This window comes from Janthinobacterium goodfellowi, from assembly GCF_051380695.1.
In the GTDB taxonomy this organism is placed as follows: domain Bacteria; phylum Pseudomonadota; class Gammaproteobacteria; order Burkholderiales; family Burkholderiaceae_D; genus Janthinobacterium.
The window spans coordinates 273,889-292,679 of record NZ_JBNYXN010000003.1 but is presented as its reverse complement, the minus strand read 5'-3'; the positions used below and the strand labels follow the sequence as shown (position 1 = coordinate 292,679).

General features: G+C 56.5%; 32 protein-coding genes. 31 read left to right on the top strand and 1 reads right to left on the bottom strand.

Features of this window, described 5'->3' with window-relative positions; genetic code table 11:
• Positions 1-13: 13 nt before the first annotated feature.
• On the bottom strand, positions 14-562 hold the full coding sequence (locus ACQ4WQ_RS13770; protein WP_436497779.1) for a tetratricopeptide repeat protein: 549 nt from the start codon (positions 560-562) through the stop codon (positions 14-16).
• A 176-nt stretch (positions 563-738) separates the two neighbouring features.
• Between ACQ4WQ_RS13770 and creB the strand changes: the two genes are divergently transcribed.
• The 31 genes from creB (at position 739) to ACQ4WQ_RS13615 (ending at position 18,744) form a co-directional block, all read left to right on the top strand.
• Complete coding sequence (gene creB, locus ACQ4WQ_RS13765; RefSeq protein WP_436497777.1) at positions 739-1,470, top strand: two-component system response regulator CreB; 732 nt, start codon at positions 739-741, stop codon at positions 1,468-1,470.
• Complete coding sequence (creC, locus tag ACQ4WQ_RS13760; protein ID WP_436497775.1) at positions 1,467-2,888, top strand: two-component system sensor histidine kinase CreC; 1,422 nt, start codon at positions 1,467-1,469, stop codon at positions 2,886-2,888. The genes creB and creC overlap by 4 nt, the downstream gene beginning before the upstream one ends.
• Before the next feature lie 86 nt (positions 2,889-2,974).
• Entirely contained in the window at positions 2,975-4,366 is a 1,392-nt protein-coding gene (creD, locus tag ACQ4WQ_RS13755; RefSeq protein WP_436497773.1) for a cell envelope integrity protein CreD, read from the top strand.
• A gap of 219 nt (positions 4,367-4,585) precedes the next feature.
• Positions 4,586-4,798, top strand: a complete 213-nt coding sequence (locus ACQ4WQ_RS13750; RefSeq protein ID WP_436497771.1) for a hypothetical protein — start codon at positions 4,586-4,588, stop codon at positions 4,796-4,798.
• Between the two features lie 346 nt (positions 4,799-5,144).
• Positions 5,145-5,801 (top strand): 50S ribosomal protein L3, encoded by a 657-nt coding sequence (rplC, locus tag ACQ4WQ_RS13745; protein WP_010394393.1) that lies wholly within the window; start codon positions 5,145-5,147, stop codon positions 5,799-5,801.
• A 3-nt stretch (positions 5,802-5,804) separates the two neighbouring features.
• Complete coding sequence (gene rplD / locus ACQ4WQ_RS13740; protein WP_034753197.1) at positions 5,805-6,425, top strand: 50S ribosomal protein L4; 621 nt, start codon at positions 5,805-5,807, stop codon at positions 6,423-6,425.
• Complete coding sequence (rplW, locus tag ACQ4WQ_RS13735; protein ID WP_010394398.1) at positions 6,422-6,739, top strand: 50S ribosomal protein L23; 318 nt, start codon at positions 6,422-6,424, stop codon at positions 6,737-6,739. The genes rplD and rplW overlap by 4 nt, the downstream gene beginning before the upstream one ends.
• Positions 6,739-7,566 carry a 50S ribosomal protein L2 gene (gene rplB, locus ACQ4WQ_RS13730; protein WP_034753198.1) on the top strand — a complete coding sequence of 276 codons (828 nt, stop codon included), beginning with the start codon at positions 6,739-6,741 and terminating at the stop codon, positions 7,564-7,566. The genes rplW and rplB overlap by 1 nt, the downstream gene beginning before the upstream one ends.
• Positions 7,567-7,576: 10 nt before the next feature.
• Positions 7,577-7,852 (top strand): 30S ribosomal protein S19, encoded by a 276-nt coding sequence (rpsS, locus tag ACQ4WQ_RS13725; protein ID WP_008444295.1) that lies wholly within the window; start codon positions 7,577-7,579, stop codon positions 7,850-7,852.
• Positions 7,849-8,181 (top strand): 50S ribosomal protein L22, encoded by a 333-nt coding sequence (rplV, locus tag ACQ4WQ_RS13720; protein WP_170840583.1) that lies wholly within the window; start codon positions 7,849-7,851, stop codon positions 8,179-8,181. The genes rpsS and rplV overlap by 4 nt, the downstream gene beginning before the upstream one ends.
• Positions 8,182-8,190: 9 nt before the next feature.
• Positions 8,191-9,015 (top strand): 30S ribosomal protein S3, encoded by an 825-nt coding sequence (gene rpsC / locus ACQ4WQ_RS13715; RefSeq protein WP_034753199.1) that lies wholly within the window; start codon positions 8,191-8,193, stop codon positions 9,013-9,015.
• A 2-nt stretch (positions 9,016-9,017) separates the two neighbouring features.
• On the top strand, positions 9,018-9,437 hold the full coding sequence (rplP, locus tag ACQ4WQ_RS13710; protein ID WP_034753201.1) for a 50S ribosomal protein L16: 420 nt from the start codon (positions 9,018-9,020) through the stop codon (positions 9,435-9,437).
• 12 nt (positions 9,438-9,449) lie between these two features.
• Positions 9,450-9,641: a 50S ribosomal protein L29 gene (gene rpmC, locus ACQ4WQ_RS13705; RefSeq protein WP_010394412.1), complete on the top strand. Its 192-nt coding sequence runs from the start codon at positions 9,450-9,452 to the stop codon at positions 9,639-9,641.
• Positions 9,638-9,910 carry a 30S ribosomal protein S17 gene (gene rpsQ / locus ACQ4WQ_RS13700; RefSeq protein ID WP_010394415.1) on the top strand — a complete coding sequence of 91 codons (273 nt, stop codon included), beginning with the start codon at positions 9,638-9,640 and terminating at the stop codon, positions 9,908-9,910. Before rpmC ends, rpsQ begins: the two co-directional genes overlap by 4 nt.
• Before the next feature lie 253 nt (positions 9,911-10,163).
• The gene (gene rplN, locus ACQ4WQ_RS13695) at positions 10,164-10,532 is read left to right on the top strand and encodes a 50S ribosomal protein L14 (RefSeq protein WP_008444317.1); all 369 of its coding nucleotides are present in this window, start codon (positions 10,164-10,166) and stop codon (positions 10,530-10,532) included.
• Positions 10,533-10,541: 9 nt separating this feature from the next.
• On the top strand, positions 10,542-10,856 hold the full coding sequence (gene rplX / locus ACQ4WQ_RS13690) for a 50S ribosomal protein L24 (protein ID WP_010394419.1): 315 nt from the start codon (positions 10,542-10,544) through the stop codon (positions 10,854-10,856).
• A gap of 6 nt (positions 10,857-10,862) precedes the next feature.
• Positions 10,863-11,402: a 50S ribosomal protein L5 gene (gene rplE, locus ACQ4WQ_RS13685; RefSeq protein ID WP_010394421.1), complete on the top strand. Its 540-nt coding sequence runs from the start codon at positions 10,863-10,865 to the stop codon at positions 11,400-11,402.
• Positions 11,403-11,404: 2 nt separating this feature from the next.
• Entirely contained in the window at positions 11,405-11,710 is a 306-nt protein-coding gene (gene rpsN / locus ACQ4WQ_RS13680; protein WP_010394423.1) for a 30S ribosomal protein S14, read from the top strand.
• A 14-nt stretch (positions 11,711-11,724) separates the two neighbouring features.
• Positions 11,725-12,120, top strand: a complete 396-nt coding sequence (gene rpsH / locus ACQ4WQ_RS13675) for a 30S ribosomal protein S8 (protein ID WP_071325662.1) — start codon at positions 11,725-11,727, stop codon at positions 12,118-12,120.
• A 10-nt stretch (positions 12,121-12,130) separates the two neighbouring features.
• Positions 12,131-12,664: a 50S ribosomal protein L6 gene (rplF, locus tag ACQ4WQ_RS13670; protein ID WP_065310145.1), complete on the top strand. Its 534-nt coding sequence runs from the start codon at positions 12,131-12,133 to the stop codon at positions 12,662-12,664.
• Between the two features lie 13 nt (positions 12,665-12,677).
• Positions 12,678-13,040: a 50S ribosomal protein L18 gene (rplR, locus tag ACQ4WQ_RS13665; protein WP_010394431.1), complete on the top strand. Its 363-nt coding sequence runs from the start codon at positions 12,678-12,680 to the stop codon at positions 13,038-13,040.
• A 9-nt stretch (positions 13,041-13,049) separates the two neighbouring features.
• The gene (gene rpsE / locus ACQ4WQ_RS13660; protein ID WP_010394433.1) at positions 13,050-13,568 is read left to right on the top strand and encodes a 30S ribosomal protein S5; all 519 of its coding nucleotides are present in this window, start codon (positions 13,050-13,052) and stop codon (positions 13,566-13,568) included.
• A 10-nt stretch (positions 13,569-13,578) separates the two neighbouring features.
• The gene (gene rpmD / locus ACQ4WQ_RS13655; RefSeq protein WP_010394435.1) at positions 13,579-13,758 is read left to right on the top strand and encodes a 50S ribosomal protein L30; all 180 of its coding nucleotides are present in this window, start codon (positions 13,579-13,581) and stop codon (positions 13,756-13,758) included.
• A gap of 30 nt (positions 13,759-13,788) precedes the next feature.
• The gene (gene rplO, locus ACQ4WQ_RS13650) at positions 13,789-14,220 is read left to right on the top strand and encodes a 50S ribosomal protein L15 (protein WP_034753211.1); all 432 of its coding nucleotides are present in this window, start codon (positions 13,789-13,791) and stop codon (positions 14,218-14,220) included.
• Positions 14,221-14,252: 32 nt separating this feature from the next.
• Complete coding sequence (gene secY, locus ACQ4WQ_RS13645; protein WP_010394438.1) at positions 14,253-15,587, top strand: preprotein translocase subunit SecY; 1,335 nt, start codon at positions 14,253-14,255, stop codon at positions 15,585-15,587.
• 18 nt (positions 15,588-15,605) lie between these two features.
• On the top strand, positions 15,606-15,824 hold the full coding sequence (infA, locus tag ACQ4WQ_RS13640) for a translation initiation factor IF-1 (protein ID WP_005663428.1): 219 nt from the start codon (positions 15,606-15,608) through the stop codon (positions 15,822-15,824).
• A gap of 42 nt (positions 15,825-15,866) precedes the next feature.
• Positions 15,867-15,980 (top strand): 50S ribosomal protein L36, encoded by a 114-nt coding sequence (gene rpmJ, locus ACQ4WQ_RS13635; RefSeq protein WP_010394471.1) that lies wholly within the window; start codon positions 15,867-15,869, stop codon positions 15,978-15,980.
• A gap of 14 nt (positions 15,981-15,994) precedes the next feature.
• Positions 15,995-16,360: a 30S ribosomal protein S13 gene (gene rpsM, locus ACQ4WQ_RS13630; protein WP_046681666.1), complete on the top strand. Its 366-nt coding sequence runs from the start codon at positions 15,995-15,997 to the stop codon at positions 16,358-16,360.
• 17 nt (positions 16,361-16,377) lie between these two features.
• A complete protein-coding gene (gene rpsK, locus ACQ4WQ_RS13625) occupies positions 16,378-16,782 on the top strand; it encodes a 30S ribosomal protein S11 (RefSeq protein WP_010394475.1) in 405 nt (134 codons plus the stop codon).
• A 258-nt stretch (positions 16,783-17,040) separates the two neighbouring features.
• Positions 17,041-17,664 (top strand): 30S ribosomal protein S4, encoded by a 624-nt coding sequence (gene rpsD / locus ACQ4WQ_RS13620; RefSeq protein ID WP_071325659.1) that lies wholly within the window; start codon positions 17,041-17,043, stop codon positions 17,662-17,664.
• A 102-nt stretch (positions 17,665-17,766) separates the two neighbouring features.
• Positions 17,767-18,744: a DNA-directed RNA polymerase subunit alpha gene (locus ACQ4WQ_RS13615; RefSeq protein ID WP_008444343.1), complete on the top strand. Its 978-nt coding sequence runs from the start codon at positions 17,767-17,769 to the stop codon at positions 18,742-18,744.
• The last annotated feature ends 47 nt before the right edge of the window (positions 18,745-18,791 follow it).

Here is an 18,791-nt window from a genome sequence, read left to right as displayed (position 1 = left end):
CCCCGGGAGCCGCTTATTGCAAGGTGGCCGCCACCACGTCGAAGCGCGCGCCCAGTGCCGCCTGCGGGCCGCCTTGCAGCTGTTTGGCATACTGGCGCAGCACTTCCGCCGAATACGTGCGCGAGGCGGGCGACAGCTTCGGCAGCAGCGGCAGCACGCGTTCCAGATAGCCCGTGCCTTCCTGCCACTTGCCTTGCGCGGCCAGCGCCGACGCCAGTTCCACCATGCGGCGGCCGATGCGCGCATCGCTGCGCGGCTGTGCCGCTTCTTCCGTGGCCAGCGCTTGCCGGTACAGTTGTTCCGCTTCCGCATTCTTGCCCTGCAAGCGCTTGATGCGGCCCAGGTTGTACTGGCGCTGCGAGAGGATGTCCGCGCTGGCCCCGGCCTGCTCGGCGCTGCGCAGCGCCTGTACGCAGGCCAGTTCCGCTTCGCCAAACTGGCCTTTGAGTTCGGCCGCGTTGCAGGCATCTTGCTGTTCATTGGAGGTGGTGAGTGTCGCTGGCGCCGCGCAGGCGGCCAGCAGGCTGACAGCGCATAGCAGGCTGATGGTATGGTTCTTCATAGTCTCCTCGGACGGGTGTCAAACACGGTGTATCGGTGGAGTCATGCCGTAATAAATATACTATAAGTTTTTTGGGATGGGCGGCTTTTCGCCGGCGCACGCGATGGACGCCGGATTGACGCCGCTTGCGTGCTTCAGGGATACTCCGGGCTTGTCCATTAATGCGTGCCGCCGCCATGTCCAAGACTGTCCTGATCGTGGAAGATGAACAGGCGATTGCCGACAGCATCGCCTATGCCTTGCGCACGGACGGCTTTACGCCGCGCCATGTGATGTTGGGCGAGCAAGCCCTGGCCGCGCTGCGCCCGACGCCCGCCGAAGCCGCGCCCATGCCCGTTCTGGTGGTGCTCGACGTGGGCTTGCCCGACATGAGCGGGCTGGAAGTATGCCGCCGGCTGCGCCAGTTTTCCGAGGTGCCGGTAATCTTCCTGACGGCCCGCAGCGACGAGATCGACCGCATCGTCGGTCTGGAAATCGGTGCCGATGACTACGTGACAAAACCGTTTTCGCCGCGCGAACTGGTGGCGCGCATCCGCGTCATCCTGCGCCGCGCAGGCGTCGCGCCAGCCCCGCGCGAGACTGGCATGACGATAGCCGCGCCTGTCGCCGCGACGGCGCCGGCGCGCTTCGAGTTGCGTGCGCTCGAGGCGCGCGTACTGTTTCACGGCCAGCCGCTGGACCTGACCCGCTATGAATACCTGCTGCTGAAAACCCTGCTCGAGCATCCGGGCCACGTGCTGTCGCGCGCGCAGCTGATGCAGCGCGTGTGGAGCGGGGCGCCCGACACGCTCGAGCGCACCGTCGATGCGCACGTCAAATCGCTGCGCGCCAAGCTGCGCGCCGTCGATGCGCAGGTCGACCCCATCCACACCCACCGTGGCCTCGGCTACAGCCTGGCCGGCGCATGAAGATCGGCCTGCGCATCCTGCTCGGCTACTTTCTGGTCGTCGGCCTGGCCGCATGGTTCCTGCTGAATGTCTTCATGGAACAGGTCAAGCCGGGCGTGCGCTCGACCCTGGAAGACACCCTGGTCGATACCTCGCAACTGCTGGCCAGTCTGGTGGCGCCCGACGTGAAGGCGGGCACGCTGGCGCAGTCGCCCGTGGCCGGGCGCATGCAGGATTACGCGCGCCATGGCGTGGACGTCAATATCAACGGCGTGCGCAAGCGCACGCTCGACTACCGCATCACCATCACGGACCGGCATGGCATCGTGCTGTTCGATTCCAGCGGGCGCGATGTGGGGCGCGACTATTCGCGCTGGAATGACGTGTATCTGACCTTGCAGGGCAAGTATGGCGCGCGCAGCACGCGCAGCCGGCCCGACGACGAGATGTCGACGGTGATGCACGTGGCCGCGCCGATTCGCGATGGCGATGAGGTAATCGGCGTGCTGACGGTGGCCAAGCCGAATGCCAGCGTGCAAGCGTTTGTCGAGCGCAGCCAGCGCAAGATCCTGCAGCGCGGCGCCGTGCTGTTGCTGCTGTCGCTGCTGATCGGCCTGGCGTTCGCCTGGTGGCTGCACCATGCGCTGGGCAAGCTGATGAGCTATATCGGCGACGTGGAGGCGGGGCGCAAGGTGGCGCTGCCGGCGCTGGGCAAGAACGAGATCGGTACCCTGGGGCGGGCGCTGGAGGCGATGCGCACGCGCCTGGAGGGCAAGGAATACGTGGAGCAGCTGATGCATACGCTGACGCATGAATTGAAAAGCCCGATCGCCGCCATCCAGGCCTCGGCCGAGCTGCTGCAGGAAGACATGCCGCCAGCCGAGCGGCGCCGGTTCCTCGCCAGCATCCTGGAACAGAACGCGCGCCAGCGGCAGCTGATCGACAAGCTGCTGGCCCTGGTGCGCGTGGAAAAGCAGCAGCGCCTGGACCACCCCGAGCGCATCGCGCTGGCGCCGCTGCTGGCGCAAGTGGCGCAGGATGCGGCCGCCACGCTGGCGGCGCGCGGGGTGCGCCTGCAGTTGCAGTGCGACGAGTTGAGCGTGGACGGCGATGCCTTGCTGCTGCGCCAGGCGCTGGGCAATCTGCTCGACAATGCGGCCGGCTTTGCGCCGCCGGGCAGTTGCATCGACCTGACGGCGCATCGCCAGGGCACGCACGTGGAAATTGCCGTGCGCGACCGCGGCGCAGGCATTCCCGCGTATGCGCTCGAACGCGTCTTCGAACGCTTCTATTCCCTGCCGCGCCCGGCCGCCGGCAAGAGCACGGGCCTGGGCCTGCCCTTCGTGCGCGAGGTCGCCTCGCTACATGGCGGCACGGTCGAGGTGCTCAATCATCCGGACGGTGGCGCCTGCGCGCGCCTGTGCCTGCCGTTGGTGTAGCACATTTTATTTGCCCGCTTCACACAGACTGCATCGTCAGCGCATACAGCTTTTTTACACTGGCCCCCTTACTTCAAGGATGCGCCATGCAAAAAACTCTGTTAGTCAAAGCGTTGATCGTGTTCGGCCTGATGCTGCTGATCGGCCTGCCTTTGCTGATGATTCAGGAAACGATCAAGGAGCGGATGGAATTCCGCCAGGAAGCCGTCAACAGCATCGCCGCCGATTCGGTGCGCGAACAAACCATCATCGGCCCCATTCTGGTGATCCCCTACACGGAGCAGTACGAAGAGCGCGTGGAGGTGGCCAAGGGCGACGACAAGGCACAGGAAGTGAAAGTGCCGGTACGCACGGAGTTGCTGCGTCGCACGGTGCAGCGCCGTCTGCTTGTCTACCCGAACAATTTACTGCTTAACGGTAACATCGAGACGGACCGCCGCTACCGCGGCATCCACCAGGTGCTGGTCTACAGCGGCCAGCATGCGTTCAAGGGCGACTTCACGGTGCCGGCCGGCAGCCAGCTGCCGCGCAAGTCGCCGGATTCGCGCGTGACCCTGGGGGCGCCGTTCGTGGCCCTGTCCATCGAGGACGTGCGCGGGATCCGCAACATCCCGAAAATCGACTGGGGCGGCCAGAAGATCGAGTTCGAGCAGGGCACCGACCTGTTTGCCTTCCGCAGCGGCCTGCATGCGCCGCTGGGCGCCATGCCGCTGGCGGCGCCGCAGCAGGTGCATTTCAGCTTTGACCTGGGCCTTGACGGCATCGAACGCCAGCACTTCGTGCCGGTGGCGAAAAACAGTCAGATCAGCATCAAGTCGAACTGGCCCCATCCGCAGTTTGGCGGACGCTTCCTGCCGTCGCCGAAATTCCGCCAAATCAACGCCGATGGTTTTCAGGTCGAGTGGAGCATCTCCTCGCTGGCCACCAATGCGCAAACGCAGCTGAGCACGATCGAGGGGGAATTCAAGGTGCCTGACAGCGCGCCGCTGGGCCAGATCGACCGCTTCAGCGTAGGTTTCATCGAGCCGGTGAATGTGTATTCGCAATCGGACCGGGCCACCAAATATGGCTTGCTGTTCGTGGCGCTGACCTTTGCCGCCTTTTTCATCTTTGAAATCTTGAAAAGCCTGCCGATCCATCCGGTGCAGTACCTGCTGGTGGGCCTGTCGCTGGTGATCTTCTTCCTGCTGCTGGTGGGCCTGGCGGAACACATCGCCTTCCTGGCCGCTTATCTGATCGCCAGCGCCGCCTGCATCGTGCTGACCAGCTTTTATCTGGTGCACGTGCTGCATAACGCCTGGCGCGGCATCGGCTTCGGCGTGGGGCTGACCATGCTGTATGGTGCCCTGTATGGCTTGCTGAGTTCGGAAAACAATGCGCTGGTGATGGGCAGCATCCTGCTGTTCGCCGTGCTGGCGGCCATCATGGTGGCGACGCGCAAGGTGGACTGGTATCAGATTGGCAAAGGCACCCAATAAACTGGCGTGATCGCGTGGCGCATGAAAAACATTGCTGATTTGGTAAATAAGTGGTTTTAAGTTGGTATTGTTTACGGTACTCTTTGGTATTGATTGCCGAGAAGCACGAAACTACGTGCGGCGGCGCAGCGGCGTAGTAGGGCGGTGGCAGGCAGGATGGTTTGCCGCCGCTTGGCAAGACCTTCCATCCCCACTGATAAAAAACCTGGAGACAGCACCATGATCAAGAAACTGGCTTTTTTCCTCTTCGCCTGCAGTCTGAGCGGCAGTTATGCCTATGCCACGAGTGCTGAATTGCAGCAATGCTATTACGGTTGCTGGCAAAAGGTTGCCAGCTGCACCGGTGGCGGCGGCCTGGGCGGAAGCAGCCCGATCTGCCAGATGATTCTCGATACCTGCACCGCCAGCTGCGATCGCACGTACGGCGGCTAAGGCGGCAAGTCCGTCAGTGCCCGTCCGGCGTACCGGCGCGGCGCTGTTTGGCGGCCGGAAGCATGCGGCGCGAGCAGGGCGGCAAGCCCTTCTCGCGCCGTTTTTCCTCATGGCGTCGTCCCGCATGGATGGCCCTCCCGCATTGCTTTCCCTCTCGATTTCCCTGACCTGACAACTCCCGCAGGGGCGTCGCGCAACACTTTGACATACCTCGTGTTAACTTGTTGCGTCAAGGGTTTTTGTGCTATATACTAGCCGGCTTCGGTATGGATTCGTCTTTTTTGAGTCCTACGTTACTTTGTAGTTAAACAAGCCCCGCCCAATCGCAGGTGGGAATGGAGAAAAAATGAGCCTAGGCCTTCTCGGTCGCAAGGTTGGTATGATGCGCATTTTCACGGATGAAGGGGATTCGATTCCTGTCACCGTGTTGGACGTATCGAACAACCGTGTTGCGCAAATCAAAACCCCTGAAACAGATGGCTACTCCGCTGTTCAGGTCGCATTCGGTCAACGTCGCGCTTCCCGCGTGACCAAAGCTGTTGCTGGTCATCACGCTAAAGCTGGTGTTGAAGCCGGTACTCTGTTGAAAGAGTTCCGTGTCGACGCTGCCAAAGCCGCTGAACTGAAAGCTGGCGATGTTGTCGCTGCTTCCCTGTTCGAAGTCGGTCAAAAGATCGACGTGCAAGGCGTTACCATCGGTAAAGGCTATGCAGGCGTTATCAAACGTTACCACTTCGCTTCTGGCCGTGCAACGCACGGTAACTCGCGTTCGCACAACGTTCCAGGTTCCATCGGTATGGCACAAGATCCAGGTCGCGTTTTCCCTGGTAAGCGCATGACCGGTCATCTGGGTGACGTTAACCGTACGATCCAGAACCTCGTGATCGCCCGTATCGATGCCGACCGTCAGCTGCTGCTGGTCAAAGGCGCGATTCCAGGTGCGAAAAATGGCCAGGTAGTTGTCTCGCCAGCCATCAAAACCAAAGCCAAGAAGGGAGCTTAAACGATGGAACTCAAGCTTCTGAATGCGCAAGGTCAAGCCGCCTCGAACGTTGCTGCAGCCGATACGATTTTCGGCCGTGACTACAATGAAGCGCTGATCCACCAAGTCGTCATCGCTTATCAAGCGAATGCACGTAGTGGTAACCGCAAGCAAAAAGACCGTGAAGAAGTTCACCACACGACGAAAAAGCCATGGCGCCAAAAAGGTACCGGCCGCGCTCGTGCTGGTATGTCGTCGTCGCCACTGTGGCGCGGCGGTGGTCGGATTTTCCCGAACTCGCCTGACGAAAACTTCACCCACAAAGTGAACAAAAAAATGTATCGCGCAGGTATCTGCTCGATCCTGTCGCAGCTGGCTCGCGAAGAGCGCCTGATCGTCATCGACGATCTGACGATCGACGCGCCAAAAACCAAGCTGCTGTCGCAAAAATTGAACGGCCTGGGCTTTGATTCGGTTCTGATCATCACCGACGTTCTGAACGAAAACCTGGAACTGGCATCGCGCAACCTGCCTAACGTACTCGTCGTTGAGCCACGTCACGCAGACCCGATGTCCCTGGTGTTCTACAAGAAGATCCTGGTCACCAAAGCTGCATTGGCCAAGATTGAGGAGATGCTGGCATGAGCGCGATTTTGAAACATAGCGAAGAACGCTTGATGAAGGTGCTGTTGGCGCCCGTGATTTCCGAAAAGGCCACCATGGTCGCGGAAAAGAACGAGCAAATTGTATTCCGCGTACTGCCGGATGCAACCAAGCCTGAAATCAAGGCAGCGGTCGAACTGCTGTTCAAGGTTGAAGTTCTGTCCGTGCAAACTGCAAACCGCGAAGGTAAGCAAAAGCGCACCGGCAAGTTCAACGGTCGTCGTAACCATACCAAGCGTGCTTTCGTGTGCCTGAAGCCTGGCCAGGAAATCAACTTCTCCGAGGAGGCTGCATAATGGCACTCGTTAAGATGAAACCAACCTCGCCAGGCCGTCGCGGCATGGTGAAGGTGGTGAATGCCGACCTGTACAAAGGTCGTCCGTTCGCTGCCCTGGTTGAAAAGAAATCCAAGACCGCTGGTCGTAACAACAACGGTCACATCACCACCCGTCATATCGGTGGTGGTCACAAGCAACACTACCGCCTGATCGACTTCAAGCGCACCAAAGATGGTATTCCAGCGAAAGTGGAACGTATCGAATACGATCCAAACCGCACCGCGAATATCGCTCTGCTGTGCTACGCCGACGGCGAACGTCACTACATCATCGCAACCAAAGGCATGGCCGTTGGCGACAGCGTGATGAACGGTTCGGAAGCACCGATCAAATCGGGTAACTGCTTGCCAATCCGTAACATCCCAGTCGGTACCGTGATGCATTGCGTTGAAATGCTGCCAGGTAAAGGTGCCCAAATGGCACGTACCGCCGGCGCTGGCGTTGTGCTGATGGCACGTGAAGGTACCTACGCTCAAGTGCGTCTGCGCTCGGGTGAAGTACGTCGCGTGCACATCGAGTGCCGTGCAACGGTTGGTGAAGTCGGCAATGCCGAGCACAGCCTGCGTAAAATCGGTAAAGCTGGCGCGATGCGCTGGCGCGGTGTTCGTCCTACCGTTCGCGGTGTGGTCATGAACCCGGTCGATCACCCGCACGGTGGTGGTGAAGGTAAAACAGCAGCTGGTCGTCATCCAGTTTCGCCTTGGGGCCAACAGACTAAGGGTAAGAAGACACGCAGCAACAAGCGTACTACTTCCATGATCGTCTCGCGCCGCGGCAAGAAATAAGGGGTAGCACATGACACGTTCATTGAAAAAAGGGCCGTTCTGTGACGCCCACCTGGTGAAAAAAGTTGAAGCCGCGCAAGCAGCCAAAGACAAAAAGCCAATCAAAACCTGGTCGCGTCGTTCGACAATCATGCCTGACTTTATCGGCCTGACGATCGCGGTGCATAACGGCAAGCTGCACGTGCCGGTTTATGTTTCCGAAAACATGGTTGGTCACAAGCTCGGCGAATTCGCACTGACCCGTACGTTCAAGGGCCATGCAGCTGACAAAAAGGCTAAGAAATAATGGAAACTAAAGCTATCCTCAAAGGTGTGCGCCTGTCGGACCAAAAGGGCCGCCTGGTTGCTGACCTGATCCGTGGCAAGAAAGTTGACGCTGCACTCAACATCTTGCAATTCAGCCCGAAAAAAGGTGCTGCGATCATCAAACGCGTTCTGGAATCCGCTATTGCGAATGCCGAGCACAATGATGGCGCGGACATCGACGAATTGTTCGTGAAAACGATCTACGTCGAAAAGGGCCCGGTCCTGAAGCGCTTCACCGCGCGTGCAAAAGGCCGTGGCGACCGTATTTCGAAACAATCCTGTCACGTTTACGTGACTGTCGGTAACTAAGGAGCCACGATGGGTCAGAAAATTCATCCAACCGGTTTCCGTCTGGCGGTCACCCGTAACTGGGCTTCGCGCTGGTATGCAGGCAACGGTAATTTCGCTGCCATGCTGAACGAAGACTTGAAAGCACGTGCTTACCTGAAAAAGAAACTGAAGAACGCTTCCGTTGGCCGCATCGTTATCGAGCGCCCAGCCAAGAACGCGCGCTTCACGATCTACAGCTCGCGTCCAGGCGTGGTCATTGGTAAAAAAGGCGAAGACATCGAAGTACTGAAGTCGGCGCTGACCAAGATCATGGGCGTACCTGTTCACGTGAACATCGAAGAAATTCGCAAGCCAGAAATCGACTCGCAACTGATCGCCGATTCGATCGCTCAGCAGCTGGAAAAACGGATCATGTTCCGCCGCGCCATGAAGCGTGCAATGCAAAATGCAATGCGCCTGGGTGCTCTCGGTATCAAGATCATGTCGTCCGGCCGTCTGAACGGTATCGAAATCGCGCGTAAAGAGTGGTACCGCGAAGGCCGCGTGCCTCTGCATACCCTGCGCGCCGATATCGACTACGGTACCAGCGAAGCGTCGACCACCTACGGCATCATCGGTGTCAAGGTGTGGGTATACAAAGGTGACCGCGCGCCTAACGGCGATGCACCAGTCATCGATACCCCAGCTGACGAGAAGAAAAGCCGCGGCCCACGCCGTGACGATGGCAAGCCAGCTGGCCGTCCACGTCCAGCCGGTGCCGGTGCGAAACCATCCACAGCACCAGGTGCACGTGTGCGTACCGCCGCTAAACCGGCCGCCGCAGCAGCACCAGCTGAGAAAGCAGGAGAATAATCATGCTGCAACCAGCACGCAGAAAGTATCGTAAAGAGCAGAAAGGCCGTAATACCGGTATTTCGCACAGCCGCGGCACCGCCGTGTCGTTTGGCGAATTCGGTCTGAAGGCAGTTGCGCGCGGTCGTATCACTGCGCGTCAAATTGAAGCGGCGCGTCGTGCAATGACGCGTCACATCAAGCGCGGTGGCCGTATCTGGATCCGTATTTTCCCGGACAAACCGATTTCGAACAAACCGGCTGAAGTCCGTATGGGTAACGGTAAAGGTAATCCTGAGTACTACGTCGCTGAAATTCAGCCAGGCAAAGTACTGTACGAAATGGATGGCGTTGATGAAGCGCTGGCACGGGAAGCATTCCGTCTTGCCGCCGCTAAACTGCCACTGGCGACGACGTTTGTCATCCGCCAAGTCGGCCAATAATTGGAGTTGTATATGAAAGCATCTGAACTCCGCGGCAAGGACCAGCCAGCTCTGCAAAAAGAGCTGAATGACCTGTTGAAGGCACAGTTCGGCCTGCGCATGCAAATCGCTACGCAGCAGCTGAGCAACACTTCGCAGCTCAAGAAGGTACGCCGCGATATCGCGCGTGTGAAGACGGTAATGAATCTGAAGGAAGCCAAATGAACGAACCAGTGAAACAGTCGCTCAAGCGCACGCTGATCGGTAAAGTGGTTTCGGACAAGATGGACAAGACCGTTACCGTTCTGATCGAGCGCCACGTAAAACATCCTTTGTATGGCAAGATCATCATGCGCTCGAACAAGTATCACGCGCATGACGAGACCAACCAAGTCAAGGCCGGTGATACGGTCGAGATCCAGGAAGGTCGCCCGATCTCCAAAACGAAGGCATGGACGGTGACACGTGTGGTTCAAGCCGCACCAACCGTTTAAATAAAAACCACCGTTTCGGCGGTGGCTTTTAATTAGTACTTGCAGGCCCGCAAATTGTATGTAATACTTGCGGGCTTCGTTCATGTAACGCCGCAAAGTGTCTGGCCACAGACAGTAGCATTCGCGGTCAGTTGATGTATGAAGGTCATGCACCCAAACAGTGAAGCCCAGCAGGGCGGCTCTGGCGGGACCAAGACTGACCGTGGGTCTACATTGTGTGGATTCTTCGGCTTAAGTTGGGAAAGAGAATACTATGATTCAAACTGAAAGCCGGCTCGAAGTGGCTGACAATACCGGTGCCAAAGAAGTAATGTGCATCAAGGTATTGGGCGGCTCCAAGCGCCGTTATGCTGGCATTGGCGATGTGATCAAGGTAACCGTTAAGGTTGCTGCGCCACGTGGCCGTGTCAAAAAAGGTGAAATTTATAACGCCGTGGTTGTGCGCACCGCTAAAGGTGTTCGCCGCCAAGACGGTTCCCTGGTGAAGTTCGACGGCAACGCCGCCGTTCTGTTGAACGCCAAGCTGGAACCGATCGGTACCCGTATTTTTGGACCTGTCACGCGCGAACTGCGCACTGAGAAGTTCATGAAAATCGTGTCCCTGGCACCGGAAGTCCTGTAAGGAGTCGTAATGGATAAGATTCGTAAAAACGACGAAGTCATCGTTCTGACCGGGAAAGACAAGGGCAAACGTGGTGTGGTACAGCAGCGTATCGATGCTGAACATATCGTGGTTGACGGCATTAACATCGCTAAAAAAGCGACTAAGCCAAACCCGATGACTGGCGTAACTGGTGGTATCGTCGATAAGACCATGCCAATTCACGTGTCCAACGTTGCATTGTTTAATGCAGCGACTGGCAAGGCAGATCGCGTGGGTTTCAAAGAAGTGGATGGCAAAAAAGTCCGCGTCTTTAAATCCTCCGGCGAAGTAGTGAAGGCTTAAGAAATCATGGCACGTCTCCAAGAATTCTATAAAGAAAAAGTCGTTGCCGACCTGACCAGCAAGTTTGGTTACAAGTCGGTAATGGAAGTTCCACGCCTGACCAAGATCACCCTGAACATGGGTGTTGGTGAGGCTATCGCGGATAAAAAAGTTCTCGAGCACGCAGTTGCTGACTTGACCAAGATCGCCGGCCAGAAGCCAGTGACCACCAAGTCCCGCAAAGCGATCGCAGGCTTCAAAATCCGTGAAGGTTACCCGATCGGTACGATGGTCACCCTGCGCGGCGCTCGCATGTACGAGTTCCTGGATCGCTTCATTACCGTGGCTCTGCCGCGCGTACGCGATTTCCGTGGTGTGAACGGCCGTGCATTTGATGGTCGTGGCAACTACAACATCGGTGTCAAGGAACAGATCATTTTCCCTGAAATCGAATACGACAAGATTGACGCGTTGCGCGGTATGAATATCAGCATCACGACAACCGCTAAGACCGATGACGAAGCCAAAGCTTTGCTCGCCGCCTTTAAATTCCCTTTCAGGAACTGATCATGGCCAAACTGTCACTGATTAATCGTGAGATCAAGCGTGCTGACCTGGTGGCGAAATTCGCCCCTAAGCGCGAAGCTCTCAAGGCCATCGTCGATGACCAATCGAAATCGGAAGAAGAGCGCTACGAAGCTCGCCTGAAACTGCAGGCGCTGCCACGTAACTCGAACCCGACGCGTCAACGTAATCGTTGCGCCATCACCGGTCGTCCGCGCGGCACATTCCGTAAATTCGGTCTGGGTCGTATCAAGCTCCGTGAATTCGCCATGCGTGGTGAAATTCCGGGTATGACAAAAGCAAGCTGGTAATAGGAGAATATGCAATGAGTATGAGCGATCCTATCGCCGATATGCTGACCCGCATTCGCAACGCACAAGGCGTGCAAAAAACGACCGTGGCCATGCCATCGTCGAAAGTCAAAATTGCGATTGCCAACGTCCTGAAGGACGAGGGTTACATTGAAGATTTCGCTGTTGCCGAAGCTGGTGGCAAGGCGGAACTGAAGATCGGTTTGAAGTATTATGTTGGCCGTCCCGTTATTGAGCGCTTGGAGCGCGTGTCCCGTCCGGGTCTGCGCGTCTACAAGGGTAAAGACGAGATCCCTGTTGTGATGAATGGCTTGGGTGTGGCGATCGTGTCGACTCCGCAAGGCGTCATGACTGACCGCAAAGCACGCGCTACCGGTGTCGGCGGCGAAGTTATTTGCTACGTGGCTTAAGGAGTTACACATGTCTCGAGTAGCTAAAATGCCTATCGTAGTGCCAGCTGGCGCCGAAGTCGCCATCTCCGCACAAGCGATCACCGTAAAAGGCCCGCTGGGCGTACTTTCCCAGGCCCTCACCGGCCAGGTCAAAGTGGAAAACAATGCAGGAACCCTGAGTTTCGACGTGGCGAACGACAGCCGCGAAGCCAATGCCATGTCCGGCACGCTGCGCGCACTGGTCAACAACATGGTTGTTGGCGTCACCAAGGGTTTCGAGAAAAAGCTGAACCTGGTAGGCGTGGGTTACAAGGCGCAAGCTCAAGGCGACAAGCTGAATCTGTCCCTGGGTTTCTCGCACCCTGTAGTGCATGACATGCCAGCCGGCGTTACCTGCGCAACACCAACCCCGACCGAGATCCTGATTAAAGGTATCGACCGTCAACAGGTTGGCCAGGTAGCCGCTGAAGTTCGTGCTTACCGCTCCCCTGAGCCTTACAAGGGCAAGGGCGTTCGCTATGCGGACGAAGTGGTTAAGCTTAAAGAAACCAAGAAGAAGTAATTAGGGGCTGACGATGGATAAGAAAGAATCACGGCTTCGCCGCGGACGCCAAACCCGCATCAAGATTGCGGAATTGAAAGTAAATCGCTTGTCGGTGCATCGCACCAACCTGCACATTTACGCCAACCTGATCAGCCCGGACGCTAAAGTCCTGGTTTCGGCCTCGACGGCTGAAGCGGAAGTTCGCGCTGAACTGGCAGGCCAATCCGGCAAAGGCGGCAATGCCGCTGCTGCAGCCTTGATCGGCAAGCGCGTCGCTGAAAAAGCGTTGAAAGCAGGAATTACCGAAGTTGCGTTCGACCGCTCCGGTTTCCGTTACCACGGCCGTGTTAAAGCGTTGGCAGAAGCCGCACGCGAAGCCGGTCTGAAGTTCTAAGGATCAATCATGGCAAAAATGCAAGCAAAAATGCAAAGCGACAAGCCGGATGATGGCATGCGCGAAAAAATGATCGCGATCAACCGCGTGACCAAAGTGGTCAAGGGTGGTCGTATCATGGGTTTCGCCGCGCTGACCGTAGTTGGTGATGGCGATGGCCGCGTCGGCATGGGCAAGGGCAAATCGAAAGAAGTGCCAGTTGGCGTGCAGAAGGCAATGGAAGAAGCCCGTCGCAACCTGATCAAAGTACCGCTCAAAAACGGTACCTTGCATCACACGGTTGTTGGTCGTCACGGCGCCTCCAAGGTCCTGATGAACCCGGCTAAGCCTGGTACTGGCGTTATCGCTGGTGGCGCAATGCGCGCTATCTTCGAAGTGATGGGCGTGACGGACGTGGTGGCGAAATCCACCGGTTCGAACAACCCATACAACCTGGTACGCGCTACGCTGGACGGCCTGTCGAAAATGAGCACTGCTTCCGATATCGCTGCCAAACGCGGCAAGTCGGTCGAAGACATTCTGGCTTAAGGTGGACAAAATGACAAACACAGTCAAAGTGCAATTGGTCAAGGGCTTGATCGGTACGCGCGAATCGCATCGCGCTACCGTGCGCGGTCTGGGTCTGCGTCGTGTAAATTCGGTTTCCGAATTGCAAGACACCCCATCCGTACGCGGCATGATCAATAAAGTATCGTATCTCGTTAAAGTTGTCGGGTAAGCCTTCGGGCTTACACGAACGGAGCAAATCATGGAATTGAATACTATTGCACCAGCCGAAGGCGCTAAGCACTACAAGCGTCGCGTCGGTCGCGGTATCGGCTCCGGCCTGGGTAAAACCTCGGGTCGTGGTCACAAAGGTCAGAAATCGCGTTCGGGCGGCTTTCATAAAGTCGGTTTCGAAGGCGGTCAGATGCCTCTGCAACGCCGTCTGCCTAAGCGCGGTTTCAAATCGATGCACGCAACCTTCAAAGCTGAAGTGCGCCTGTCCGATCTGAACAACCTGGCTGTTGGCGATGTCGACATTCTGGTCTTGAAGCAAGCTGGCGTTCTGGGCGTGTTGGCCCGTGACGTGCGCGTGATCTTGTCCGGCGAAATCACCAAAGCGGTGAATTTGAAGGGCTTGAAAGTGTCCGCTGGCGCGAAAGCCGCCATCGAAGCAGCCGGCGGCTCGGTAGCCTGAGTTGACCGCTAACAGCTTGATCGGAGCGAAAATTGGCGACTAATCCACAACTTGCTAAAAGTGCAGCGGCCGGTTTCCCTTGGGGACGGCTCTGGTTTTTGCTTGGCGCATTGGTGGTTTATCGTATCGGTGCTCACGTCCCGGTTCCCGGGATTGACCCGACACAATTAGCCTCGCTGTTCAAGGAGCACGAAGGCGGCGTCCTGGGCATGTTCAACATGTTCTCGGGCGGTGCCTTGTCTCGTTTTACAGTGTTTGCGCTGGGTATCATGCCTTATATCTCGGCCTCGATCATCATGCAATTGCTGTCGATCGTGTCACCGCAGATGGAAGCGTTGAAAAAAGAAGGCGAAGCAGGTCGTCGCAAGATCACCCAGTACACCCGGTATTTCACGGTTGCCCTGGCACTGTTCCAAGCGTTAGGCATTGCAGTCGCACTGGAGTCGCAAGCTGGTCTGGTGTTGGAACCTGGTCTTGCATTCCGCTTCGTGACGGTCGTCACTTTGTTGACCGGAACAATGTTTTTGATGTGGTTGGGTGAGCAAATTACCGAGCGTGGCTTGGGGAATGGCATCTCGATCATCATTTTTGCCGGGATTGCAGCAGGTCTGCCGTCGGCGTTGGGTGGCTTGTTCACTCAGGTGTCGAATGGTTCGATCGGCAGCTTCAGCGCGATTTTCATCGTGATCCTGGTAGCACTGGTAACGTACTTCGTCGTATTCGTCGAACGTGGTCAGCGCAAAATATTGGTCAATTACGCGAAGCGCCAGGTAGGCAACAAGATTTATGGCGGTCAAACCAGCCATTTGCCGTTGAAGCTGAACATGGCCGGCGTGATCCCGCCGATCTTTGCTTCTTCGATCATCTTGTTCCCGGCCACTATCGTGGACTGGTTTTCAAAGGGCGCCGACAATGCTAACCCTGCGGTGCGGTTCTTGAAAGATTTGGCAGCATCGATGGGGCCTGGTGAGCCTATCCATGCGCTGTTGTACGCAGTGGCGATCGTGTTTTTCTGTTTCTTCTATACAGCGCTGGTCTTTAACAGCAAGGAAACAGCGGATAACTTGAAGAAAAGCGGTGCGTTCATTCCCGGGATCCGTCCAGGCGAGCAGACAGCCCGTTACATCGACAAGATCCTGACACGCTTGACACTTGCCGGCGCAGTCTACATCACCCTGGTGTGTTTATTGCCGGAATTTATGCAAGCCCAGTGGAAAGTACCATTCTATTTCGGCGGTACTTCTTTATTGATTATTGTAGTTGTCACCATGGATTTCATGGCGCAAGTACAGAACTACGTGATGTCGCAGCAATATGATTCGCTGCTGCGCAAAGCAAATTTCAAGGGCGGAATTCCGACGCGTTAAGCGCGGTAAACATACCGAATGGCAAAAGACGACGTCATACAGATGCAGGGCGAGATTCTTGAGAATCTCCCAAATGCAACATTTCGAGTGAAGCTGGAGAACGGACACGTGGTGCTCGGGCATATTTCAGGTAAAATGCGGATGAACTATATTCGCATTCTCCCTGGAGACAAGGTGACGGTGGAGTTAACGCCGTACGACCTGAGCCGAGCCCGCATTGTGTTCCGTACCAAGTAACACACTGAATCAAACCAAAGAAGCGAAAGAAAGAGCCCAAAAATGAAAGTTCTCGCATCAGTCAAGCGGATCTGCCGCAACTGCAAGATCATCAAGCGCAAAGGCGTAGTCCGCGTAATCTGCGTGGAACCACGTCACAAGCAGCGTCAAGGTTAATCGAGGAATAACAAATGGCACGTATTGCAGGGGTTAATATCCCAAATCATCAGCATACCGTTATCGGCCTGACGGCCATCTACGGTGTGGGCCGTCCACGCGCAGAGAAAATCTGTGCATCGACCGGTGTAGCAACCAACAAAAAGATCAAAGATCTGGATGACAGCGAACTGGAAAAACTGCGCGATGAAGTAGGTAAATTCATCGTCGAAGGCGATCTGCGTCGTGAACTGTCCATGAACATCAAGCGTTTGATGGATCTGGGTTGCTACCGCGGCATGCGTCATCGTAAGGGTCTGCCTTGCCGTGGCCAGCGTACGCGTACGAACGCACGTACCCGCAAGGGACCGCGTAAAGCCGCTCAATCGCTGAAAAAATAATCCGCTAGGGAATAATTATGGCTAAGTCGCAAAATAACGCCGCATCAGCACGCGTGCGTAAAAAAGTTAAAAAGAACGTCGCTGAAGGCATCGCACATGTCCACGCATCGTTCAATAACACCATCATTACCATCACCGATCGTCAAGGCAATGCCTTGTCGTGGGCTACCTCCGGCGGTGCAGGCTTCAAGGGTTCGCGTAAATCGACCCCGTTCGCAGCGCAGGTCGCCGCGGAAGCCGCTGGTAAAGTGGCTGTTGAGTGTGGCGTCAAGAACCTGGAAGTACGTATCAAGGGCCCAGGTCCTGGTCGTGAATCCGCTGTTCGCGCGCTGAACAACCTGGGCATCAAGATCACCGAGATCCAGGACGTGACGCCGGTACCGCACAACGGTTGCCGTCCACCGAAACGTCGTCGTATCTAAGATAGTGTTGCAGAGGGCGCTTCGGCGCCAGCTGCTTTGCTGTCTGTTGTAACTCAGTACAGTTGTGTGAAAACGCTGGAGCAGGGAGCCGGAAACGGTTATACTGCCCGGCTGTTCTTGCCTGTCAAATCCTGTTTGACGGGTTTTTCGTTTTCAGCCACCGTCTGATTGAAACCAAATCAGACTAGCGCCTAACCGCATCAGTGTGTTTGATCATGCATGTGGCTGGGGCGTTATCATTTAAAAAAAGGAAGTATCGTGGCACGTTATATCGGACCTAAAGCAAAACTTTCCCGCCGTGAAGGTACAGACCTGTTCCTGAAGAGCGCCCGTCGCTCGCTGGACAGCAAGTGCAAACTGGACGTCAAGCCAGGCCAGCACGGTGTCAAATCCGGCGCCCGCACCTCGGACTACGGTAACCAACTGCGCGAAAAGCAAAAAGTCAAGCGCATGTACGGCGTGCTGGAACGTCAATTCCGCCGCTACTTCGCTGAAGCAGACCGTCGTAAAGGCAACACCGGCGAAACGCTGTTGAAGTTGCTGGAAACGCGTCTGGACAACGTTTGCTACCGCATGGGCTTTGGCTCGACCCGCGCTGAAGCGCGTCAATTGGTCAGCCACAAAGCGTTCACCGTGAACGGTATCGTTGTGAACATCGCTTCGTACGCAGTCAAAGTTGGCGACATCATCGCTGTTCGTGAAAAATCGAAAAAGCAAGTGCGTATCGTTGAAGCACTGTCGCTGGCTGAACAAGTTGGTATGCCTAGCTGGGTTTCGGTTGATGCCAAGAAAATGGAAGGTACCTTCAAGTCCCTGCCAGAGCGTAACGAAATCGCTAACGACGTCAACGAATCGCTGATCGTCGAGCTGTACTCGCGTTAATAGCAGTTAGCACCACCTCCGCCCACTCGATCGAGTGGGCGTTTTACTAATGCCATCAGCCTTATCGGTGTAATGAGCCGAGGGTATTGAAAAGGACATTTCATGCAAAACAGTTTGTTGAAGCCACGTATTATCGATGTTGAAGCTCTCGGTGCAGGTCACGCCAAAGTCGTGATGGAACCGTTCGAGCGCGGCTATGGCCACACATTGGGTAACGCGTTGCGCCGCGTTCTGCTGTCGTCGATGGTGGGCTACGCGCCGACCGAAGTGACGATCGCTGGCGTCGTCCACGAATACTCCTCCCTCGATGGCGTGCAAGAAGACGTCGTCGATCTGTTGCTGAACTTGAAGGGTGTGGTTTTCAAAGTCCACAACCGCGATTCGGTAACCCTGACCCTGAAAAAAGAAGGCGAAGGCGCGATCCTGGCCTCCGACATCGACCTGCCGCATGACGTCGAACTGATCAACCCTGACCACGTGATCGCCCACCTGACCGCCGGTGGCAAGCTGGACATGCAGATCAAGGTTGAAAAAGGCCGCGGCTACGTTCCTGGTAACGTGCGTCGCCTGTCGGAAGACACGAACAAGACCATCGGCCGCATCATTCTCGATGCATCGTTCTCGCCAGTGCGCCGTGTATCGTACTTCGTTGAATCGGCCCGCGTTGAACAGCGTACCGACCTGGACAAGCTGATCATCAACATCGAAACCAACGGCGTGATCTCGCCGGAAGAAGCGATCCGCCAGTCGGCCCGCGTTCTGGTGGATCAGTTGAATGTGTTCGCTGCCCTGGAAGGCACGGAAGCCGCCGCCGAAGCGCCATCGCGCGCTCCGCTGGTCGATCCTATCCTGTTGCGTCCAGTCGACGATCTGGAGTTGACCGTGCGTTCGGCAAACTGCCTGAAAGCGGAAAACATCTACTACATCGGCGACCTGATCCAACGTTCGGAAAACGAACTGCTGAAAACGCCAAATCTGGGCCGCAAGTCCCTGAACGAAATCAAGGAAGTGCTGGCATCGCGCGGCTTGACCTTGGGCATGAAGCTGGAAAACTGGCCGCCTGCCGGCCTGGAAAAGTAATTCGTAGTTGTAGCAAACTGCCTGGGACAGGTGTCCCAGGCTTTTAT

Excerpts from the sequence above, each read along its gene's own strand:
- ACQ4WQ_RS13750 (WP_436497771.1), top strand. The coding sequence starts at position 4,586 with ATGATCAAGAAACTGGCTTTTTTCCTCTTCGCCTGCAGTCTGAGCGGC.
- rplW (WP_010394398.1), top strand. The coding sequence starts at position 6,422 with ATGAGCGCGATTTTGAAACATAGCGAAGAACGCTTGATGAAGGTGCTG.
- rpsC (WP_034753199.1), top strand. The coding sequence starts at position 8,191 with ATGGGTCAGAAAATTCATCCAACCGGTTTCCGTCTGGCGGTCACCCGT.
- rpmJ (WP_010394471.1), top strand. The coding sequence starts at position 15,867 with ATGAAAGTTCTCGCATCAGTCAAGCGGATCTGCCGCAACTGCAAGATC.
- ACQ4WQ_RS13770 (WP_436497779.1), bottom strand. The coding sequence starts at position 562 with ATGAAGAACCATACCATCAGCCTGCTATGCGCTGTCAGCCTGCTGGCC.
- rpsE (WP_010394433.1), top strand. The coding sequence starts at position 13,050 with ATGGCAAAAATGCAAGCAAAAATGCAAAGCGACAAGCCGGATGATGGC.
- rplN (WP_008444317.1), top strand. The coding sequence starts at position 10,164 with ATGATTCAAACTGAAAGCCGGCTCGAAGTGGCTGACAATACCGGTGCC.
- creB (WP_436497777.1), top strand. The coding sequence starts at position 739 with ATGTCCAAGACTGTCCTGATCGTGGAAGATGAACAGGCGATTGCCGAC.
- rplC (WP_010394393.1), top strand. The coding sequence starts at position 5,145 with ATGAGCCTAGGCCTTCTCGGTCGCAAGGTTGGTATGATGCGCATTTTC.
- creD (WP_436497773.1), top strand. The coding sequence starts at position 2,975 with ATGCAAAAAACTCTGTTAGTCAAAGCGTTGATCGTGTTCGGCCTGATG.
- infA (WP_005663428.1), top strand. The coding sequence starts at position 15,606 with ATGGCAAAAGACGACGTCATACAGATGCAGGGCGAGATTCTTGAGAAT.
- rplF (WP_065310145.1), top strand. The coding sequence starts at position 12,131 with ATGTCTCGAGTAGCTAAAATGCCTATCGTAGTGCCAGCTGGCGCCGAA.
- rplR (WP_010394431.1), top strand. The coding sequence starts at position 12,678 with ATGGATAAGAAAGAATCACGGCTTCGCCGCGGACGCCAAACCCGCATC.
- rpsQ (WP_010394415.1), top strand. The coding sequence starts at position 9,638 with ATGAACGAACCAGTGAAACAGTCGCTCAAGCGCACGCTGATCGGTAAA.
- rplB (WP_034753198.1), top strand. The coding sequence starts at position 6,739 with ATGGCACTCGTTAAGATGAAACCAACCTCGCCAGGCCGTCGCGGCATG.
- rplE (WP_010394421.1), top strand. The coding sequence starts at position 10,863 with ATGGCACGTCTCCAAGAATTCTATAAAGAAAAAGTCGTTGCCGACCTG.
- rplP (WP_034753201.1), top strand. The coding sequence starts at position 9,018 with ATGCTGCAACCAGCACGCAGAAAGTATCGTAAAGAGCAGAAAGGCCGT.
- rplX (WP_010394419.1), top strand. The coding sequence starts at position 10,542 with ATGGATAAGATTCGTAAAAACGACGAAGTCATCGTTCTGACCGGGAAA.
- rplD (WP_034753197.1), top strand. The coding sequence starts at position 5,805 with ATGGAACTCAAGCTTCTGAATGCGCAAGGTCAAGCCGCCTCGAACGTT.
- rpmC (WP_010394412.1), top strand. The coding sequence starts at position 9,450 with ATGAAAGCATCTGAACTCCGCGGCAAGGACCAGCCAGCTCTGCAAAAA.
- rpsN (WP_010394423.1), top strand. The coding sequence starts at position 11,405 with ATGGCCAAACTGTCACTGATTAATCGTGAGATCAAGCGTGCTGACCTG.
- rpmD (WP_010394435.1), top strand. The coding sequence starts at position 13,579 with ATGACAAACACAGTCAAAGTGCAATTGGTCAAGGGCTTGATCGGTACG.
- rpsM (WP_046681666.1), top strand. The coding sequence starts at position 15,995 with ATGGCACGTATTGCAGGGGTTAATATCCCAAATCATCAGCATACCGTT.
- rplO (WP_034753211.1), top strand. The coding sequence starts at position 13,789 with ATGGAATTGAATACTATTGCACCAGCCGAAGGCGCTAAGCACTACAAG.
- rpsS (WP_008444295.1), top strand. The coding sequence starts at position 7,577 with ATGACACGTTCATTGAAAAAAGGGCCGTTCTGTGACGCCCACCTGGTG.
- rpsK (WP_010394475.1), top strand. The coding sequence starts at position 16,378 with ATGGCTAAGTCGCAAAATAACGCCGCATCAGCACGCGTGCGTAAAAAA.
- creC (WP_436497775.1), top strand. The coding sequence starts at position 1,467 with ATGAAGATCGGCCTGCGCATCCTGCTCGGCTACTTTCTGGTCGTCGGC.
- ACQ4WQ_RS13615 (WP_008444343.1), top strand. The coding sequence starts at position 17,767 with ATGCAAAACAGTTTGTTGAAGCCACGTATTATCGATGTTGAAGCTCTC.
- rpsH (WP_071325662.1), top strand. The coding sequence starts at position 11,725 with ATGAGTATGAGCGATCCTATCGCCGATATGCTGACCCGCATTCGCAAC.